Raw genomic sequence first — 19,768 nt, 5'->3', positions numbered from 1 at the left:
ACAAAATGATAGTTATTCTCATTTAAAAAGACCAGTTAAATCTCGATAAGGACTCTATAGCAAAAAACTATTAAATTTCTACAACGGTAGTTTTTTATTATTTTAATAAGAGCAAGACGCCCATCCCGCCAGCCTGCATAATTCCCCCATACTGAATCACAACCTCTACACATGAAAATCATCCACACCTCGGACTGGCATCTGGGCCAGCACTTTATGGGCAAGACGCGCCAGGCTGAGCATCAGGCTTTTTTAGACTGGCTACTGACCGCTGCAATCACCCACAATGCCGATGTTATTTTGGTGGCCGGGGATATTTTCGATACCGGCTCGCCGCCCAGCTATGCCCGTGAACTTTACAACCACTTTATTGTGGCTCTTAGCAAAACAGGGGCGAAGCTGATTATTCTGGGCGGAAATCATGACTCAGTCGCCACTTTAGGCGAAAGCAAATCGTTGCTTGCTGAGCTCAATACCAGCGTGATTCCTAGCGTGGTGGCGGATGCTGACGAGCAGATTTTACTACTCAGGCAAAAAGACGGCAGCGCCGGGGCGCTGTTATGTGCGATTCCCTTTATCCGCGCGCGCGATGTGCAGCAAAGCGTGGCGGGGCAAAGCAGCGATGAAAAGCAGCTCAGTTTGCAAGCCGGTATTTTTCAGCACTATCAAACGCTGTATCAGCGGGCTTTAGATGTGCGAAACGAGCTTAGCTTGCCAACCTTGCCCATCATCGCTACCGGCCATCTCACCACAGTTGGCGCAAGCGCCAGTGAATCAGTGCGTGAGATTTATGTGGGCGCACTGGAAGCCTTCCCCACCAGCGCCTTTCCACCTGCTGACTATATTGCGCTGGGGCATATTCATCGCCCGCAAAAAGTGGGCGGTTTTGAGCATATCCGCTACTGCGGCTCACCGATTCCACTGAGCTTTGATGAAGCAAAGCAGGCTAAAGAAGCGCTGCTGGTGAGCTTAGATCATCAGGGCCTGCAAGCGGTTGAGCCGCTCGCCATTCCCCGCTTTCAGCAGCTGATCTCCCTGCGCGGCAATCTGGCTGAGCTGGAATTAGCCATCAGTGCCCTCGAAAAAAACGAATCCATCTGGCTGGAAGTGCTGGTCAGCAGCGACGATTACCTTAGCGACTTACAAAGCCGCATAGAAGAGCTGACTAAAGACACGCAAATAGAAGTGCTGCGCATCCGCAGAGAGCGCGGTAATACGGCCAGCACCTGGCAAGCAAACAGCAAGGAAACGCTGGCCGAGCTCAGCCCTGCTGATGTATTTGCCCAGCGCATCGCCAGCGAAGAAATCGACGCGCCCCTCTTGATCGAGCTAAAAAAACGCTATGCCCAAACCGTCACCATGCTGCAGGAAGATAAGGCATGAAGCTGCTTAGCCTGCGTTTAAAAAACCTGAATTCTTTAAAAGGCGAGTGGAAGATCGACTTTACCGCCGCGCCCTTTAAAGACAACGGCCTGTTTGCCATTACCGGCCCCACTGGCGCAGGTAAAACCACCCTGCTCGATGCCATCTGCCTGGCGCTTTACCACCAAACCCCGCGCATGAGCAGCATTTCGGCTAGCAGCAATGAGCTGATGACCCGCCACACCAGCGATTGCCTTGCAGAAGTAGAATTTGAAGTGAAAGGCAGCCGCTACCGCGCTTTCTGGAGCCAGCGCCGTGCGCGTAATCTGGCCAGCGGCGCATTGCAAGCGCCAAGAGTGGAGCTGGCAGACGCCAACGGGCAAATTCTCAGCGATAAAATCAATGAAAAACTCAAATTTACCGAAGCCCTGACCGGCCTTGATTTTGGCCGCTTTACCAAATCGATGTTGCTGGCGCAGGGCGGCTTTGCGGCCTTTTTAAATGCCCCCGCCAACGAGCGCGCCGAGCTTTTAGAAGAGCTCACCGGCACCGATATTTACGGCCAGATTTCGCAATCTGTATTTGAGCAAACCCGCGGCAGCAAGCAAGCGCTCGATCAGCTGCGCGCCAAGGCTTCGGGAGTCGAGCTACTGAGCGAAGAGCAGCTCAGCGGCTTACACAAAGAAGCCTGTGACTTAGCCCATAGCAGGCAAGCGCTGCAAAGCCAGCTCAGCCAGGTGCAAATTAATCGCCAGTGGCGTGAAGCACTGAGTAAAGCCAATAGCCAGCATGCTGACGCTCAATCCCGCCAGCAAGAAGCCCTTGCTGCACTGGCCAGCGCAGAGCCGCAACTGGATCAGCTTGCCCGAAGCGAGCCAGCGGCCAAACTACAATTGCCGTACAGCGCATTAAGCCAGGCCACAGAGGCACTCGCCCATACCGGGCAAGAGCTGGTGCAACTGAGCGCAGAGCAAAACAACGCCCTTGAAGAACACCGGGCCAGGCTCTGGCAGGCGCAGCAACTGGCGATGCAACAAAACCAGCAAAGCCGCGCCCAGCTTAGCCAGACCAAGGCCGCGCAGAGTATATTAATCAGCACCCAGCGCCCCGAGCACGCAAAACTGGGCGAGCAACTGGCAGGCTGGCGGGTGCAATTTTTAAGCTTAAATACGCTATCAGGCGAGATGAGCAGGCTGGAAGCAGAGATCAATCAGCAAAATATCCATGCACTGATTGAGCAACAAGCGGCAAGCATTTTAAGCGCCAGTAATCAGCAAGCAGAAAGCCAGGCGGCTGGGCTGGCAGAAAACACCGCGCAAGCAGCATGGCAGGCTTTGCTTGCAGGCAAAGACGAAGCGGCTTTTTGGGAGCAGAAACAAAGCTTACTTGCGCGTGGCGCAGATATCGCGCGGCTGGCCGAGCTGGAAATCAGCAGCCAAAAAACACAGCAGCAATCTGCACTGCTGGCCACCACGCTGGCCGAAAAACAGACCATGGTCAGCCAGAAAGAGCAGGTGCTGGCAACGCTCAGGCTGACATTCAGCGATTTAAAACAACAGCTGAACGATAAGAAAAAACTGCTGGAACAAGAACAACGCATTCAAGGGCTGGAAGCCTACCGCCAGCAATTGCGAGCCGGTGAAGCCTGCCCGCTCTGTGGCTCTCTTGAGCATCCGGCCATTCATGATTACGAGGTGCTGAATGTTTCTGCCACCGCAGCAGCAATGGAGGCCAAACAGGCAGAGCTGGAAAAGCTTACTGAAGAGGGGCAGGCGCTCAAGCTTGATCTCACCAGGCTGGAAGCAGAAATCGGCGCGCTGGAATCTCAGCAGCAAAATAACGCAGCTCTTAGCTCTGAGCAGCTGCAGCAATGGCATCTGCTCTGCAGCAAGCTGGCGACTCCCGCACCTGATTTAGCCGCACTCAGCCAGCAACACGCCGCAGCAGTGCAGGATGCAGACGCCACTTTAAACCAGCTGGCCCAAAATAAAGCGCAGCAGGAAGAAGCGCAAAAAATAAGGCTGGCCGCTGAAAAAGCACTGGCTGAATGCCAGCAAGCTTTGCAACTGCTGACGCAAAAGCTGGAAAACGCACAGGCCCATCTGCAGGATTTAAACCTGAGAAAAAGCAGGCTGGCCGAGCAAATAAGCACAGAAACCGATGCATTGCGAAGCTCTCTACCCGATCAAAAGCTTCCTGCTGACAGCAACGCCTGGCTGCAGGCGCAAGAATCCCAGTGGCAAGGCTGGCAGGCCGCTCAGCAACAATTGCAACAGCTGGCACAAGATTTAATTGTTCAGCAGCAAGCCGCCAACACTGCCGAAGAGGCAGAAAACACCTGGCTGCTACGCTGGCAGAAAACAGGTGCAGCACCGCAAGCGCCCCTGCCCGGCACCCAACAACCGGCAGCTGATTTAGCCACGTGCGTCTTGCAGATCAACAGCCTGCAAGAGCAGATTAATCAGCAAAAAGGTCGGGAAATCAACCTGCAAAAGCGCAGGCAAGAGCATGAGGAGCAGCTGCAGCACGCCAGCCGTGCATGGCAGGCCGCGCTGGCCGCCAGCCCGTTTCAAGACGAAGCCGCCTTTATCGCAGCGCATTTGGAAGACGATCAGCGCAATGCATTAAGCGCGCTCAAACAGCAGCTCGATACCGCGCTGATCAGCGCCAACACCCTAGTCAGCAGCGCGGAACAGAGCTTAGAGCCACTGCTTGCCACGCCCAAAACAGAGCTAGCCTTGCCCGAGCTGGATGAGCAGCTGGCCAGCCTCAGCGCAGAAATCAGCCGGCAGGCCCAGCGCCAGGGCGAAATTCGCGGGGCATTGCAAGGAGACGATGCAAGGCGCAGCGGCCAGGCCGCGCTGTTTACCGAGATTGCGGCCATGAGCGTGGATTACGACTACTGGCAGCATCTCAACAGCCTGATTGGCTCGGCCGATGGTGCAAAATATCGTAAATTTGCACAGGGCTTAACGCTGGATCATCTGATTCATCTGGCAAATCGTCAGCTAGAGCGCCTGCACGGCCGCTACCAGCTGCTGCGCAAAGGCGAGCTGGAGCTGGGGATTATCGACACATGGCAAGGCGATGTGGCACGGGACACCAAAACATTATCGGGCGGTGAAAGCTTTTTAGTCAGCCTGGCGCTGGCCCTTGCGCTGTCTGATCTGGTCAGCCACAAGACATCGATTGATTCGCTGTTTTTAGACGAAGGTTTTGGCACGCTGGACGGTGAAACACTGGAAATCGCCCTCGACGCGCTCGATCACCTCAATGCCAGCGGCAAAATGATAGGCATCATCAGCCACGTAGAAGCCCTGAAAGAACGCATCCCCGTACAGCTGAAAATCCATAAATCAGCAGGGCTGGGGCTCAGCCAGATGGATAAGCAGTATGCGTTTTCAGGAGGGTAAATGCAGAGTGGGCAAAAGGTTGTGCCCACAGAGCCATAGAAGACAAAAGATCTGCAGACACAAAGATCAGTGAGTACACAAAGAAAACCATTAAATAGTTACACGGAGGTTGAAACTCATTCTATGGCTCAACTTTTAGCTTCATTTTAGCGCTGCAGTCTCCCCCTTTATCAAAGCTATGTCTGCGTTAACAGTTAAAAGCTGAAATTATGATTTGTTATCCGCAAACAGTGACAAATGCAATACACGCGCTCTTTGCTCGGGGCTTTAGGGTCCCCTTGAAGCACGCCGAAGCGGGGTTTCGGCGAGGATGTTTGAGCGAGCGCAGCGAGTGAGTCCCGTAGCCGCCGCCTCGATTGTCCGCAGTGAGGGGCCTTCGTGCTTTTGGGATTGCGGCTTGGCTTCGTTTCTTGGCCGTTCAAGAAAGGAAGGCCCCCGCGGTGGCTACCGCTCCAAAATCAACGTGCCAAAGGCACTAAAATGATCTTTTTGCTATAGCGCGAATGCCCACTCTTAGGCAAAACGGTTAAGTGACTTAACAGCCCACCTCTCATCCCCTCTGGCATAAATCATGCTGATCGCATCTTTCCTTCTGCATTCACTAAAGGGAAATATCATGCGTATCGAGCAGAGCGATTTAAAGCTCACCAGCCACCAGGCCAGCAGCAGTGAAAGCTGGAAATCCTTGCAAATAGCGGAGGGGTCCGCTTCGGCAGATCCGTCGCAAGCCCCGTTTTCAGCGTTTTTTAATCAGGAATTGTCAGCCCTTGCCAGTGTTCTGCCACAAACAGATGCCCGGCAGGAAGAGGCCATACAGGCAATGGATAAAAGCCAGACACAGCGTTTTCAATCTTTATGGGAAATGCTGTTTGGCAATCACAACAGCAGTCAGCCCACAGCAGCTTGCCCGGATCAATCCACAGTGGCAGCGCCCGGCGCCGACAGCCCGGTCACACCCAGGCCGCAACCCATTACCCTGCAAGTGCTGGCTGTTGAGCACAACAAAACCACCGAGAGCTGCAGCTTTAATGCCAGCGGCAAGGTTTGCCTGCAAGACGGCAGCACGCGGCAATTTGACGTTGCTTATCAGCATGAGCAAAGCCATGAAAGTACAAAAATTGCCGGTGCACAGTGGCTGACGCTGAAGGACCCGCTGGTGATTGATATGGGGCCGGCCACCACCAGATTCCGTCAGCAAAGTGTGGATTTTGATTTAGATAATGATGGCAAAAAAGAAAGCATGCGCCTGCCTGATGCCAGCCTGTTATTTTTAGACAGAAACCACAATAACGTAGCCGATAATGGCAGCGAGCTATTCGGCCCGCAAAGCGATAACGGCTTTGGTGATTTAGCCAGGCTGGATGAGGACCACAATGGCTGGATAGACGAAGGCGATACGGCTTATAAAGATCTGAAACTCTGGCAAAGCGATGATCAGCCTGCCGGACGGGTGCAAACGCTGACAGAAGCCGGGGTGGGAGCCATAGCAACAGCCAGCGTGCAAACCGAATACGAGCTTAGGGAAGAAGATAAGGTGCTGGGCCAGATTCGCGCCAGCGGCATCTGGCTTGGCGAGCATGGCGGAGCAGGCAGTGTGCGCCAAATTGATCTGGCCACCCAGCCCATCGCTGAAAACATCATGAATCAGCAGCATAATCCTGCATAAGTGCTTAATTTACCCGATAAAACTAGATCCTGATCAAAGAAAAGGCTGCTTAATCCGCTACACTGCGGCCTTTTTTGTTGATAAAGATGAATCCTCTTTTAATGATCGCCATCACCACCGGCATTCTTTCCGGACTCTGGGCTTGGGTGGCTGTTTCTTTTGCTTTATTGAGCTGGGCAGGATTTCTGGGCTGTACGGCTTATTTTGCCTGCCCGCAAGAGGGTGTGCGTGGCCTGCAGCTCAGCCTGCTGAGCTGCTGCAGTGGTGTATTTTGGGCAACGGTGATCATTCAGGGCAGCGCACTTGCACCCCACTTCGAAATTGCAGGCTATCTGCTTACAGGCGTAGTGGCGTTTTTCATGTGCATTCAGGCCAGGCAGCGCTGGCTGGGTTTTATACCGGGTACGTTTATTGGGGCTTGCACAACGTTTGCAGGCAATGGCAACTGGCAGCTTGTAGGCACCTCTCTGCTAATCGGCCTGATATTTGGCTATGCGATGAAGCACAGCGGCTTATGGCTGGCGGCACGCTTTTCACATCGCCCACCTGAAAAATAAGCCTAAAAATTAGTGTTTACACACAGGTGCCACGTTGGCCATCTATTGCACGGCAACATTAGATCCTGATCTTTTAAGCTGATTATTACCGCCTCTGGCATTACCCAAACGAATCCGATCCCAATACTGGGATCGCAAAGAAAAATCTTCCGATGACTGAATCCAGATAATTTTATCGCGTGCAGTTAAATGCGATGGAGTCAGTGTATTGGTCAACCCCTGGCGCTGGGTTAATTCGTTACTAACTGATTTATCCAGCATAAAATTAATCCAGTTTTCTGCCAGCGATTTATTTTTGGCTTTCATACTGATTGCCCAGCAATCCAGCCAGGCCAGTGCCCCTTCTTTGGGCACAATATAGCCAACATCTGCCCCGACAGCGCGTAACAATTTAAGCTGCTGCAAGCCATAATTTGCAAACATTAAAGCCGCTTTGTTTTTTATAAAAGCCTGAGTTCCTTCCTCCGGGCTGTTATAAAAAAATGGCTTCTGATCGCGTAATTCAAGTAATCTGTTTACCGAGCGGGCCATTTCTTGCCGGTTTAAATTAAATGGATCTTTAATCCCGATAGCCAGTGCGGTAAAGCTGAAATTATGATTACTCCCCTCATGTAAAACAATTTTACCCTGGTATTTTTTATTCCATAATTCACTCATGGAAACAGGTGCTTGCTTAATCTGGTTTTTATCATAAATCAGGCCCATTTCAGAATATACAAATGGAATAGCATATAAATAACCATCCCTGTTAATACCGGATATTTTATTTGCACCTCTGAATCTGCTCAGCTGGTTTTTAGTATTGGGAATGCGGGAGGATTTAATTGGTGCGGCAATCGCCTGATCAATATAACGCTGCATTTCTGCCGTGTTGGCAGCAAAAACATCAAAATTCTCCCCTCTGTTTTTACTTACCTTTTCCCACAGAGCTTCATCTGTATCGATAAAAGTTACTTCAACACGTGCATCAAAGCGCTTTTCAAACTCGCTGATCCAGTCGTTGTCCGCATATCCCGGCCAGGCCAAAACCCGCAAAACTTCAGCGGCCCATGCTACAGATGAGGCACTAACACACACCAATCCAAACACCGAACGCAAAAAGAAGCATTTCATTTTGACTCTCAATTCAGGGGGATTTACAAAAAAACCCCTACCTAAGTAGCAAATTCAAACGAGATATATAAAAATCACCTGCGTCAAATTGTAAAGTACCAAACAAAGCAATTCAAGAGCCTTACAATAGCAGCAATAAATTGATTTGGCATTTTTTACACGTAAAATATCCATTACCTGCAATATAAATAAAATAAAAAAATTATTCAATAAATATTGAAAAACATTACCCTATCAGGGTTTATTCTTGCAGATGATATTTTACAAAATACCTTTATTGGGGAAAAATCACAAAGCGAAATAAAAAGGATGAGTTGATATTTTTGCTTAAAAAAAACACTAATTAAATGACTACCCGCAGATTTTTGTCAACTCGCATTTCAAATACAGCCCTCCTGGCTGCACGAAAATAATAAAACAAAATACACTCCCCTAAGCAGGGCCCTCTGAATTAAAATGCTCCCCTAAATATTTGTACAGGCAGCAATACTCAATTTCTAACTACACACAACAGAGCGCCTTGAAAAGGGGCAAAAAAACTGATAAATAAGCAGACATTTTAACCTAAACCCTCCTGGCAGCTCCACTACTCCAGCCCCCGACAAAAACAGATAAAGTCATCAAGTACGCGCTATCATGCTGCCCTGCACTTTTTTACAGAAAAAACCCCTATGCAATTGAACTGGTTTTCTATTACCCGCCTGGGTGAAGCAGGCCTGCTCCTGCCTCTTGCCCTGGCCCTGCTCCTGGGGCTGGCCCTCATGCGTGCCCACTCGCTATGCGCCCAATTTGCCTTACGCCTGCTGCTCGCCACGATCATCACACTTGCCAGCAAAATCGCATTTTTTGCTGCGGGCCTAGGCATCTCTGCCATCGATTTTATAGGCTTTAGCGGCCACACCCTGCTTTCAACCGCCATCCTACCCGTTTTATCCGGCTGGGTGCTGGTCAATAAAGAAGGTTATTTCAGTAAACCCGGCATCGCCCTGGGCCTTTTCATTGCCGCAATTATCGGCTGGTCACGCCTTGAAGTGAACGCACACAGCAGCAGCGAAGTGATCACAGGCTGGCTGCTGGGCTATATGGTGATCCACCCCTTCTGGAAGGCACGCATCCCCAAACCCTCACCACTCAAAAAACTCATCCCGCTATCACTCACCGCCATAATATTCACCCTATGGGCCAACCCCCAAACCGCCCTCCACATCCCCTCATATACATGGGAACAGGATATTGCCAAATGGCTAATGGGGCAGGAGAGGGTTTATACCCGGCATGATCTACACAACAAACCCACTCAATAAATGCCTCCCTCCAAATAGCAAAACTCACATCTTGAAACACGGAGTTTCACGTATTTAGTGCCTTCGGCACGTTGATTTAGGTGCGGGTGCCCCCGCTGGGGCGCTCTTTTCTTAACGGCTAAGAAAAGAACCAAAAGAAGGCCGCCCCACGAAGCACGAAGACCCCTCGTCTGCGGACTATCGAGCGGCGGCTGCGGAACTCGCTTCGCTCAGACAGTCCTCGCCGAAACCCCGCCCGCTTGTTCCTCGCCTCGGCGTGCTTCAAGGGGAAACTTAAGCCCCGTGCGACGATTTTTGAAATAATTAATAAATCAAATTGCTAACAATACAAAACAATAAATAAATAAATAAATAAATAATAGTATCGCAAAAAAAAGACAGAATTTAACAATTTATATTTAATTTAATTCTAATTTTAGCTTTAGCTTCAGATAATAATCAAAACCAGCCAATCAATATCACAACGCATCGCACGGGGCTTGAGTCTCCCCTTGAAGCACGCCGAAGCGAGGAATAAGCGGCTCGGGGTTTCGGCAAAGGGGTAGCGAGGCAGCGAGCGCGCAGCCTTTGTTGCCGAGCCGATTATCCGCAGTGAGGGGATTTCGTGCTGGTCGGGGCGGCCTTCTTTTGGTTCTTTTCTTGGCCGTTCAAGAAAAGAACGCCCCCACGGTGGCTACCGCTCCAAAATCAACGTGCCGAAGGCACTAAAAAACCAAAAATCAAACACACCATCAATTCACTATATTTCAAAGAAAACAGGCCAACTTAAGCGATTTATTCAGCAAAGCGGCCTATTGACCATTACACGTTGTGCCGATAAAACATGCCCAACCTACCGAGCTAAGCTATCTACTATCTGCTTCAGTATTAGTTCGTAGATCATCTTCACTCTGACTATCTGCATCACCACTATGGCTATCAACACCTAGTGATTTACTCCTTGCAATCATTGCCCTCATTGCAGTATTTAACAAAGAAATCATTTCCCTTTCACTCAAGCGAGAACTTGACTCTCTATTATCCTTCTCTTCAAAAAAAACTCTAGAAAAACTGTGTAGAAATGGATCAGAAAATGCATACCGGCCAGAATCCAAATCTAATTTAATAATTTCACCATATTTCTCTAAAACCAAATCATTCAAAACAGCCAATAATTTATCGGTTTTAATTTTTACAGACAATTCTAACAATTTATCATGAATAATTTCAATAGTCATACCTTCTCGACCGTTGCTTGAAATTACCCTTAAAACATCTTCTGCACCTTTTGCTTTTAATGCTTTATCAAGCGAGCATTTGATAGTATCCGACTCTTCTTTTAAATACTCTTCAACAGCAGGAGAAATATCGTCAATCTCATAAGGAGCATCATCTAATGTTTCATATATTTGCTCTATATCGCAAAGAATATAGCATAACCGATGACATATTGCCGCCAATCCATTTGAATAATGAACAATATCCGATTTCACACGTTCACTAAATTTAACATTAAGGTTTATTTCCCCTTTTGCAATAATTTCTTCAATTTCTGCATCACTCATTAGCTCAACATGAATTTCAGACACTCGCCTCCGCATTTCACGGTCATACCTAACTATTTCTCTTGCTGTATTAACAGCCCCAATAGCTACAATTTTTAAATTTTCATACTTATCTGACACATCCATGAAAACTTTCATCATTTGGGCCAAACTCTCTTTATGCTCCTCTGCCACTTTATGAAAATCTTCTAAAACCCAACAATAGCCTGCAGCCCCCATAAATCTAGCTAAACTCTGGGGGTAAGTTGAGGAGGTAGGATCCTTTTAAACTCTTGACCATCATTTAACTCAACACTCCCTCCAATAATTGCCTTAATACCTAAATAAGATGCATGAATAGCTGCATCAATTTTTTTCTTGCTAAGATCGGTAATTTTTTCGCAATAAAAATCACCTAATTGATCGAAAGCATCAAGAACCACCTGATCAAAAGTCATATCTTTCATACAATTAGTACGAATATGCTTTTCATATACTTCAAATAATTTTTTTTCAATAAGAGTGGTTTTTCCTGATCCAGAGTACCCATAGATCACAACCTGCATACCTGGCATTTGTAATGCACGAACAATCCGGTCGTTCACTTTCAAACGATCAACGAATGTCAATCGAGCAGGTCTAGTCGGGGTAAAAACATCCATTAATTTATTTTTCATTAATTACCTTCTAATAATCAATAAAAAAGGTTGCCTGTATGGCAACCTTTTAAATAAAAAAAAACTAATCCCAGCTCAAAGCCCCACCAGTCTGATACTCAGTAACCCTAGTCTCAAAGAAATTCTTCTCTTTCTTCAAATCAATCATCTCGCTCATCCATGGGAATGGATTAGTCACGCCCGGGAACATCGGCTCCAGGCCGATTTGTTGCAAACGGCGGTTGGCGATAAAACGTAAATATTCTTTGAATTGCGAAGCATTGAGGCCCAGCACGCCGCGGGGCATGGTGTCTTCTGCGTAGGCGTATTCCAGCTCTACACCGCGCTTGAATAGGCCATAAATTTCGGCCTTGAATTCTTCGGTCCACAGCTGTGGGTTTTCCATTTTGATGGTGTTGATCAGATCAATACCAAAATTGCAGTGCATGGATTCATCGCGCAGGATGTATTGGTATTGCTCGGCGGCACCGGTCATTTTGTTCTGACGGCCCAGCGCCAGAATTTGCACAAAGCCCACATAGAAGAACAGCCCTTCCATAATGCAGGCGAACACGATGATGGAGCGCAGCAATTGCTGATCTGTTTCCAGCGTGCCGGTTTTAAAGCTTGGGTCGGTCAGGATATTGATAAAAGGAATCAGAAATTCATCTTTATCACGGATCGAGGCCACTTCGTTGTAGGCGTTGAAGACTTCACCCTCGTCCAAACCCAAAGATTCAACGATGTATTGATAAGCATGGGTATGGATGGCTTCGTCGAAAGCCTGGCGCAGTAAAAACTGACGGCATTCTGGCGAAGTGATCTGGCGGTATGTACCCAAAACGATGTTGTTGGCAGCCAGGCTGTCAGCGGTAACAAAGAAACCCAGATTGCGTTTAACCAGACGGCGCTCGTCATCAGTCAGGCCGTTCGGGCTTTTCCAGAGTTCAATATCGCGCTGCATGTTTACTTCTTGCGGCATCCAGTGGTTTGCACACTGCGCCAGGTATTTTTCCCATGCCCATTTATGCTGGAACGGCACCAGCTGATTCACGTCGGTGGTGCCATTAATCACGCGCTTGTCTGAGGCTTTTACGCGTTTCGCGGTAGCGGCATCCAGATTGATTTCGGTAGCCGGGCTGCTGATTTCATCGTCAAAGTTAAGCATTTCAAGTCCTGTCTTACTGATGTTGAGGCTTACCGAACCGGGTTGCTGAGTAAGCGAGTTTTAATATTGCTGGTGTCGCTGATGCCGTACTGCTGGCCCAGCGCGTAAAAATCACGTTCGTGCTGATCGCTGATAATCAGACTGGATTGAAAATTCAGCGCCAGATGCACTTCACCCAGGTAGATGACTTCACCAGCCTTGACTTCAAAACTTTGCCCGATCGGCAATTGTTCATGCCTTTGCTGCGGCCAGCCTGCAGCGGTGTATCTCCAATAGCCTACTGCACTTACTGCAGTGTACTGACCAGGCGGCAGGCTTAGTATGTGCAGCTTGCCGGTAGCATTTTTATTGGGCGCAGTGATCGTGTCGTGCAAAATACTGGCGTTTAAATCGGCACGCCCTTGCGAGCCTTCCAAACGCAGCCATGCATTTGCACCATCCTGATCAAAGGAGTTAAGCGTTAGGGCCACGACAACATAGCCCTGCCCCACCGGAGGGGCTAACCGGCCTTGCATCACGGCCACAGGTACGCTGGCACAGGCGCTTAAAAATAAAACGCAGCTGAGAATTAAACTTTTAAACATGGGCCACCTCACAATAAGCGGGTATTAATGCTGCTGATATCCTGCACGCCCCACTGTTTCAGTTGATAAAAATCACGCGGCGTCTGATCGCTATAACTCAGGGCCGGGGCAAAATTAAGCTGGGCGTTGATCTCGCCCAGGTACAGCACTTCACCAGCGGCAATTTGAAACGGCCGCGCTATTTTAAAGTGCGGCTGAGCACCCCTGCCGTTCGATCCTTTTACCGCCCATTCTCCCCACGCTTCACTCACCGTGTAGTTACCCGCCGCCAGCGGTAAAACCCATAAGCGCCCGCGTGTTTCGGTATCTGGCCCGCTGATCACATCGCGGCTGATATCGGCGCGCAGGCTGTGCTTGCTGTCTGCCCCGGCCAATACCACTTGTAATTGCGCCTGATCTGATGACAAAGATTGCAAGCTTAAAGACAGCACCACATAACCATGCCCTGAGGGAGGAATAAGTCGGCCGTTTTCAATTTGCATAGCGGGCTGTGAGCTGCATGCCGCCACCAAGGCACTGGCAATCCCGGCTACAGCTTGCAAACATCGGCTAAGCATGCTCATTTGGCGATACAGGCAATACGTAAAACTTCGGCACGCCAGCGCGCTTTGTCTGCATCCGGTAGCCAGGAGGCCTCAAAACTGTGATTAATCAATTGGATGACCTCGCTGGCAGATAAATCCAGCGCGGCACGGCAAGCAAGTAAATTAGCATTAAGATAGCCACCAAAATACGCCGGATCATCCGAATTCACCATGGCGCACAGGCCTGCTGCCAACAAATTACGCAGATTATGTTTGGCTAAATCGTCCACCACGCAGAGCTTTAAATTGGAGAGCGGGCAAACCGTTAGTGGAATACGCTCGGTGGCAAGGCGCACCACTAAGGCGGCATCATCGGTGCAGCGCACACCATGATCAATACGCGCAGCGCCCAAAAGATCCAGGGCCTCGGTGATATAGGAGGCAGGGCCTTCTTCACCGGCATGGGCCACGGCAGGCAGGCCCAGATCGCGGCAGCGTTTGAATAGTTTCTGAAATTTGGCAGGCGGATGGCCCAGCTCGCTGGAATCTAAGCCCACGCCATCGATTTGCGCGAGGTAAGGCAGCGCTGCTTCCAGAGTAGCCTGACCATCGGCTTCGGATAAATGACGCAAAAAACACAGAATCAGCCTGGAGCTAATGCCCAGTTTATCAGTGGCATCTTGCAGGGCGCGGGTAATGCCAAAAATCACCGTGCCAATATCAATACCGCGCGCGGTATGCGTTTGCGGATCAAAAAAGATCTCGATATGCACAATATGGTCACTATAAGCGCGCTCGCAATAGGCCCAGGTCAGATCGTAGAAATCTTCTTCGGTCACCAGCACGCTGGCACCGGCATAGTACAAATCTAAAAACGATTGCAGATTATCAAAGGAATACGCAGCACGAACTTCTTCAACATTGGCGTAAGGCAGAGTAATGCCATTTTTTTGCGCCAGCTCGAACATCATTTCAGGCTCTAAAGTGCCTTCGATATGCAGATGCAGCTCGGTTTTAGGTAAGGCGAGGATCAGTTGATCGACAGGGTGTAGGGCTTCGGTCATTTGACTCTCAAGGTTTATGTGCCTGCGGCACGGTAATTTTGCTGCGGGAATCCCCCGCAAAGTATTTGATTTTTGCTTTGCCAGAAATCCTAATACGCAAAGAAGGCGATCTCTAAAACACAAAATCCCATTGTTGCGGACAGCGGCGCCGCGTCAACTTGCTTCGCTCAAACAGCAATTGACCACTCCCCCGCCCCGCTTGTTCCCCACTCGGCGTGTTTTCACAGAAATTCATAGCCCAGTACAGCGATAGCAAAATTTATTTAAACTACGGGTAAACTTGAAAAACACATCCCATCAAGCTTAGGATTGCTGAGCAAAACCCTGCCAATCTATAAATTCAATCACGCAATAAAACCAGAAATACCGAGATCACGATACCCACTATTTATCTGTGGGGCTCTGTGCTCTCCGTGTTCTCTGTGGTTCTGGAATTAGCGCTTATTCAGATGAAACAAAATCTTACTGGCAGCTCTCGCACTCAGGATTATCAATCGAGCAGAATTTCATATCGGTTGCAGGTAATGCTGCGTCGATTGCGGCCATCACTGGCTCTGCTGCGGTGCTGCCTGCAACGGCTGCTGTGCTGCTGTAGCCGCCATTCACTGGCACGGCATTCAACTCGCCACCGCTGCCGGTGGATTTTTCTGCTGCGGTAGCGGCCATGGTGCGCAGGTAGTAGGTGGTTTTCAGGCCACGCAGCCACGCCAGTTTGTACAACTCATCCAGCTTTTTGCCCGATGCACCAGCCAGATACAGGTTGAGCGACTGGCCCTGATCGATCCACTTCTGGCGGCGCGATGCGCATTCAACCAGCCAGCTTGGATCCACTTCAAATGCTGTGGCGTAGAGATCACGCAGGTCTTGCGGGATGCGCTCTACTTTAGATACCGAGCCGTCAAAGAATTTCAGATCAGAGATCATCACTTCATCCCACAGACCACGCTCTTTCAGATCGCGCACCAGGTATTCATTCACCACGGTGAACTCACCCGACAGGTTCGATTTCACAAACAAGTTTTGGTACGTTGGCTCGATACACGCCGATACACCGATGATGTTGGCAATGGTGGCGGTTGGCGCAATCGCCAGGCAGTTTGAATTACGCATACCATGCACACGAACGCGCTCGCGCAGCTGGGTCCAATCCAGGCTGGAGCCGGTATTCATTTCCAGATAGCCACCGCGCTCTTGTGCCAGTAATTTAATCGAATCCTGTGGCAATACACCGCGATCCCACAAGCTGCCCTTATAGCTTGGGTAAGTGCCGCGCTCTTGCGCAAGCTCGGTGGACGCCCAGTAAGCGTGGTAAGCCACGGTTTCCATCGAAACATCGGCAAACTCAACTGCCTCATCCGAGCCATAAGGCAGGCGCAGCATATGCAAGCAATCCTGAAAGCCCATAATGCCCATACCTACCGGACGATGCTTCAGATTGGATTCACGCGCTTTACGCACCGGGTAGAAGTTAATGTCGATCACGTTATCCAGCATGCGCATTGCTGTTTTGATGGTGCGTGCCAGTTTATTGGTATCGAGCTCGCCATTTTTAATATGGTTAACCAGATTCACCGAACCCAGATTACATACCGCAATTTCGTTCTCGTTAGTGTTCAGGGTGATTTCTGTACATAGATTCGAGCTGTGCACCACGCCTACGTGTTGCTGCGGGCTGCGAATATTGCAAGGATCTTTGAAGGTCATCCACGGGTGGCCGGTTTCAAACAGCATGGAAAGCATCTTGCGCCACAGGCCCAGCGCAGCAATCTTCTTGGCAGTTTTCATTTCGCCACGCGCGGCTTTCGCTTCGTAGGCTACATAGGCTTTTTCAAAATCTTGGCCAAACTTATCGTGCAGATCAGGCGCTTCGGACGGGCTGAATAATGTCCACTCGCCGCCTTGCATCACGCGCTTCATAAATAGATCAGGAATCCAGTTGGCCGTATTCATATCATGCGTGCGGCGGCGGTCATCCCCGGTGTTCTTACGCATTTCCAGGAATTCTTCGATATCTGCGTGCCAGGTTTCAAGGTAAGCACATACCGCACCCTTACGCTTGCCGCCCTGATTAACTGCTACGGCAGTGTCGTTGACTACTTTTAAGAAAGGCACAATCCCTTGAGACTTGCCGTTGGTGCCCTTGATATGGCTGCCGAGGGATCGCACCGGCGTCCAGTCGTTACCCAAACCGCCGGCATATTTAGACAAGAGCGCGTTTTCTTTCAGCGCTTCGTAAATGCCTTCCAAATCGTCAGAAACGGTAGAGAGGTAGCAGCTGGAAAGCTGGCTGCGACGGCTGCCGGCATTAAACAGCGTTGGGGTCGAACTCATAAAATCGAAACTAGACAATACGTTGTAGAACTCGATCGCGCGCTCTTCGCGGTTGATTTCATTCATCGCCAAGCCCATGGCTACGCGCATAAAGAAGCTTTGTGGCAGCTCGATGCGGGTGTCTTCGATATGCAGAAAATAACGATCGTACAGGGTTTGCAGGCCAAGGTAGCCGAACTGGTAATCGCGGTTATGATCCAGCGCCGCGCCCAGCTTGGCTAAATCGTACTGGGCGAGGTTTTCACCCAAGAGCTCGGCATCGATACCGCGTTTGATAAATTGCGGGAAGTAATCGGCATATTTAGGCGCCATTTCTTCATGGCTCACTTCTTTACCCAAGACTTCAGAGCGCAGATTGTTCAGCAGTAAGCGTGCTGTTACAAAGCTATACGCAGGGTCTTTTTCAATCAGCTGACGCGACGACATAATCAGTGCGCGGCGAACTTCTTCTGCCGGTACGCCGTCGTAAACATTTTTTAAGGTTTCAGCCAGCATGGCGGCCTGATCGGTCGTGGCCTCCAGGCCTTTGCAGCAAGAAGCGATCAGCGCTTTTAATTGCGCTAAATCGAGCGGGCGGCTGCTGCCATTCGGGTACAGCACATTGATTTCGTGATGATGCTCAGGCTCAAAGCGGGAATGACGCTCTTTGCTGCGCTCTTCACGGTATAAAACATAGGCACGGGCCACATCGTGCTCGCCGGCACGCATCAGCGCCAGCTCGACCTGATCCTGGATATCTTCAATATGAATCGCGCCGCCTTCGGGCTTACGACGCATCAGCGCGGATACAACGGATTCAGTCAACTGAATGGCTTTCTGGCGCACAGCAGCACTAGCAGCGGCATCACTGCCGAGCACGGCGATAAACGTTTTGGTCACTGCAACGGTTATTTTATTTGGCGCAAAAGGCACCACCGACCCATCGCGGCGAATGGTTTTATAATCGGCATAACTGCTATGGTGCAAAGCAGTGTTAACGCTATCGGTCATAGGGCTCTCATTGAGTTGCGCGTGCGACTAAGTGGGCACGTCTCGCTGTGGATAATTCTGTGGATTTCTTGTGGAGAAACACTATATGTAGTGTTCAACAAGAAGAGTTAACACAAATACTAGTGTCTTTCGGGGAATGTGGCAAGCAGAGGATGAACAAGAAAAGCAGCAAGGAAAACACAAAAAATAGTAGCTTTGGCCAAGCTGAGTATTTACGCGGTTTGAGCATTACAGCCGCAAAATGAAAAAACCAAAAAAAACACAAATCACCCAATATGCAGCGATAAAAACAACACGTATCTGGCAGCTGCGCCCCACATGCCACCACAAATAAAAATTGCCTAATAAACGATCACGCTGCTGTTTGAACAGCTGGAGCCAGAGCAAAAAATCACGCCGCCGATACAGTACAAGGTAATGCCCATCATCTTGTTTAAAACAATCAGCCCTGGCAGCTGGCGCAAAAAAAGCGGACCTAAGCCCGCTTTTTCCTTAATCAAACCAAAATCATCTTAGTGATGATGGCCATGCTCGCCGTGCACGTGACCGTGCTCAAGCTCTTCTTCTGTCGCTTCACGTACATCCGAAACGGTACCAACAAAACGAATCGTCATGCCGGCAAATGGGTGATTGGCATCGACTACAACGCGGTTGCCTTCGATTTCAGTAACACGGAACAACAATACTTCGCCGGTTTCAGGATCATCGGCTTCAAACATCATGCCGGCTTCAACATCCATCGGAAACGAAGTTTTTTCTTCTTCACGTACTAAATCTGCATCATGTTCACCGAAAGCGTCTTCTGCTTCCATGATGACATCAATGCTATCACCCACGTTTTTGCCTTCAAGTGCTTCTTCTACCAGAGGCAGGACATTGTCGTAACCTCCGTGCAGGTAAGCAATCGGCTCTTCAGTTTTGTCAATTTGCTTGCCTGAGGCATCGAACATTTCATAATGTAAGGTTACAACGGTATTTTTTGCAATTTGCATGGGTTCACCCTAGCTGTTTCACGAGTTTAAGAATTTCCGCCGCATGGCCCTTCGGGACAACGTGATAAAACGCATGGCGGATCACGCCGTCCTTATCGATTACAAACGTGGAACGGTCTATGCCGTATCTTACCACGCCATGTGCCTCCCACTCATGCAGAGCGTGATAGAGACGACTTACTTTGCAATCAATATCGGCAAGTAAATTGAATTCTATGCCCTGCTCGTCTCGAAATTGCTCGTGCGACAAGCAATCATCCATGCTGACACCAAGAATAACTGTGTCATATTGCCGAAATACTGCGAAGCGGTCGCTAAATTCAACGGCCTCAAGAATTCCACCGGGCGTATGATCCTTATTAAAGAAGTACAACACGAGGTGAGACTTACCACGAAACTGTGCTAATTGCACATTTTCCATCTGAGCATCGGACAAAATAAAATCAGGTGCTCTATCTCCAACGTTCAGCATGCGTTCTCCATGCGATAATTGCTGTAATCCATTCTGTTATAGAGCAAAA

15 protein-coding genes are annotated in these 19,768 nt (G+C 49.5%); 5 read left to right on the top strand and 10 right to left on the bottom strand.

Going from position 1 to position 19,768, the window contains the following annotated elements:
• Positions 1-171: 171 nt before the first annotated feature.
• From sbcD to EJO50_RS00875, 4 genes are all read left to right on the top strand, one after another.
• Positions 172-1,383, top strand: a complete 1,212-nt coding sequence (gene sbcD, locus EJO50_RS00890) for an exonuclease subunit SbcD (RefSeq protein WP_125971141.1) — start codon at positions 172-174, stop codon at positions 1,381-1,383.
• A complete protein-coding gene (sbcC, locus tag EJO50_RS00885; RefSeq protein WP_125971140.1) occupies positions 1,380-4,775 on the top strand; it encodes an exonuclease subunit SbcC in 3,396 nt (1,131 codons plus the stop codon). Before sbcD ends, sbcC begins: the two co-directional genes overlap by 4 nt.
• A 616-nt stretch (positions 4,776-5,391) precedes the next feature.
• Positions 5,392-6,441 (top strand): SPM autocatalytic domain-containing protein, encoded by a 1,050-nt coding sequence (locus EJO50_RS00880; RefSeq protein WP_125971139.1) that lies wholly within the window; start codon positions 5,392-5,394, stop codon positions 6,439-6,441.
• Positions 6,442-6,527: 86 nt separating this feature from the next.
• Positions 6,528-6,998: a DUF1097 domain-containing protein gene (locus EJO50_RS00875; protein ID WP_125971138.1), complete on the top strand. Its 471-nt coding sequence runs from the start codon at positions 6,528-6,530 to the stop codon at positions 6,996-6,998.
• A 42-nt stretch (positions 6,999-7,040) separates the two neighbouring features.
• Here EJO50_RS00875 and EJO50_RS00870 read toward each other — a convergent pair whose 3' ends face one another.
• The gene (locus tag EJO50_RS00870) at positions 7,041-8,111 is read right to left on the bottom strand and encodes an extracellular solute-binding protein (protein WP_125971137.1); all 1,071 of its coding nucleotides are present in this window, start codon (positions 8,109-8,111) and stop codon (positions 7,041-7,043) included.
• Between the two features lie 671 nt (positions 8,112-8,782).
• Here EJO50_RS00870 and EJO50_RS00865 point away from each other — a divergent pair.
• Positions 8,783-9,415, top strand: coding sequence for a phosphatase PAP2 family protein (locus EJO50_RS00865; protein ID WP_125971136.1), 633 nt, complete (start codon positions 8,783-8,785; stop codon positions 9,413-9,415).
• A gap of 845 nt (positions 9,416-10,260) precedes the next feature.
• Here the strand turns inward: EJO50_RS00865 and EJO50_RS00860 are convergent.
• The 9 genes from EJO50_RS00860 to EJO50_RS00820 form a co-directional block, all read right to left on the bottom strand.
• Positions 10,261-11,178: a hypothetical protein gene (locus tag EJO50_RS00860; protein WP_125971135.1), complete on the bottom strand. Its 918-nt coding sequence runs from the start codon at positions 11,176-11,178 to the stop codon at positions 10,261-10,263.
• Between the two features lie 8 nt (positions 11,179-11,186).
• Positions 11,187-11,615 carry a P-loop NTPase family protein gene (locus tag EJO50_RS00855; RefSeq protein WP_125971134.1) on the bottom strand — a complete coding sequence of 143 codons (429 nt, stop codon included), beginning with the start codon at positions 11,613-11,615 and terminating at the stop codon, positions 11,187-11,189.
• Positions 11,616-11,679: 64 nt separating this feature from the next.
• Positions 11,680-12,762 (bottom strand): ribonucleotide-diphosphate reductase subunit beta, encoded by a 1,083-nt coding sequence (locus EJO50_RS00850; RefSeq protein WP_125971133.1) that lies wholly within the window; start codon positions 12,760-12,762, stop codon positions 11,680-11,682.
• Positions 12,763-12,791: 29 nt separating this feature from the next.
• Positions 12,792-13,346: a hypothetical protein gene (locus EJO50_RS00845; RefSeq protein WP_125971132.1), complete on the bottom strand. Its 555-nt coding sequence runs from the start codon at positions 13,344-13,346 to the stop codon at positions 12,792-12,794.
• Positions 13,347-13,354: 8 nt separating this feature from the next.
• Complete coding sequence (locus EJO50_RS00840; RefSeq protein ID WP_125971131.1) at positions 13,355-13,909, bottom strand: hypothetical protein; 555 nt, start codon at positions 13,907-13,909, stop codon at positions 13,355-13,357.
• A complete protein-coding gene (locus tag EJO50_RS00835; RefSeq protein ID WP_125971130.1) occupies positions 13,906-14,934 on the bottom strand; it encodes an adenosine deaminase in 1,029 nt (342 codons plus the stop codon). The genes EJO50_RS00840 and EJO50_RS00835 overlap by 4 nt, the downstream gene beginning before the upstream one ends.
• 462 nt (positions 14,935-15,396) lie before the next feature.
• Positions 15,397-18,255: a ribonucleoside-diphosphate reductase subunit alpha gene (locus EJO50_RS00830; RefSeq protein WP_125971129.1), complete on the bottom strand. Its 2,859-nt coding sequence runs from the start codon at positions 18,253-18,255 to the stop codon at positions 15,397-15,399.
• A gap of 512 nt (positions 18,256-18,767) precedes the next feature.
• Positions 18,768-19,247, bottom strand: a complete 480-nt coding sequence (locus EJO50_RS00825) for an FKBP-type peptidyl-prolyl cis-trans isomerase (protein WP_125971128.1) — start codon at positions 19,245-19,247, stop codon at positions 18,768-18,770.
• Positions 19,248-19,251: 4 nt separating this feature from the next.
• On the bottom strand, positions 19,252-19,719 hold the full coding sequence (locus EJO50_RS00820) for a peroxiredoxin (RefSeq protein WP_125971127.1): 468 nt from the start codon (positions 19,717-19,719) through the stop codon (positions 19,252-19,254).
• Positions 19,720-19,768 lie beyond the last annotated feature (49 nt).

The sequence above is a fragment of the Iodobacter ciconiae genome (assembly GCF_003952345.1).
Lineage (GTDB): Bacteria > Pseudomonadota > Gammaproteobacteria > Burkholderiales > Chitinibacteraceae > Iodobacter > Iodobacter ciconiae.
Note: the sequence above shows the minus strand (reverse complement) of the source record. Positions and strands in the feature narration are given on the sequence as shown.

Excerpts from the sequence above, each read along its gene's own strand:
- EJO50_RS00855 (WP_125971134.1), bottom strand. The coding sequence starts at position 11,615 with ATGAAAAATAAATTAATGGATGTTTTTACCCCGACTAGACCTGCTCGA.
- EJO50_RS00820 (WP_125971127.1), bottom strand. The coding sequence starts at position 19,719 with ATGCTGAACGTTGGAGATAGAGCACCTGATTTTATTTTGTCCGATGCT.
- EJO50_RS00845 (WP_125971132.1), bottom strand. The coding sequence starts at position 13,346 with ATGTTTAAAAGTTTAATTCTCAGCTGCGTTTTATTTTTAAGCGCCTGT.
- EJO50_RS00835 (WP_125971130.1), bottom strand. The coding sequence starts at position 14,934 with ATGACCGAAGCCCTACACCCTGTCGATCAACTGATCCTCGCCTTACCT.
- EJO50_RS00830 (WP_125971129.1), bottom strand. The coding sequence starts at position 18,255 with ATGACCGATAGCGTTAACACTGCTTTGCACCATAGCAGTTATGCCGAT.
- EJO50_RS00860 (WP_125971135.1), bottom strand. The coding sequence starts at position 11,178 with ATGGGGGCTGCAGGCTATTGTTGGGTTTTAGAAGATTTTCATAAAGTG.
- EJO50_RS00850 (WP_125971133.1), bottom strand. The coding sequence starts at position 12,762 with ATGCTTAACTTTGACGATGAAATCAGCAGCCCGGCTACCGAAATCAAT.
- EJO50_RS00880 (WP_125971139.1), top strand. The coding sequence starts at position 5,392 with ATGCGTATCGAGCAGAGCGATTTAAAGCTCACCAGCCACCAGGCCAGC.
- EJO50_RS00870 (WP_125971137.1), bottom strand. The coding sequence starts at position 8,111 with ATGAAATGCTTCTTTTTGCGTTCGGTGTTTGGATTGGTGTGTGTTAGT.
- EJO50_RS00840 (WP_125971131.1), bottom strand. The coding sequence starts at position 13,909 with ATGAGCATGCTTAGCCGATGTTTGCAAGCTGTAGCCGGGATTGCCAGT.
- EJO50_RS00865 (WP_125971136.1), top strand. The coding sequence starts at position 8,783 with ATGCAATTGAACTGGTTTTCTATTACCCGCCTGGGTGAAGCAGGCCTG.
- sbcC (WP_125971140.1), top strand. The coding sequence starts at position 1,380 with ATGAAGCTGCTTAGCCTGCGTTTAAAAAACCTGAATTCTTTAAAAGGC.
- sbcD (WP_125971141.1), top strand. The coding sequence starts at position 172 with ATGAAAATCATCCACACCTCGGACTGGCATCTGGGCCAGCACTTTATG.
- EJO50_RS00825 (WP_125971128.1), bottom strand. The coding sequence starts at position 19,247 with ATGCAAATTGCAAAAAATACCGTTGTAACCTTACATTATGAAATGTTC.
- EJO50_RS00875 (WP_125971138.1), top strand. The coding sequence starts at position 6,528 with ATGAATCCTCTTTTAATGATCGCCATCACCACCGGCATTCTTTCCGGA.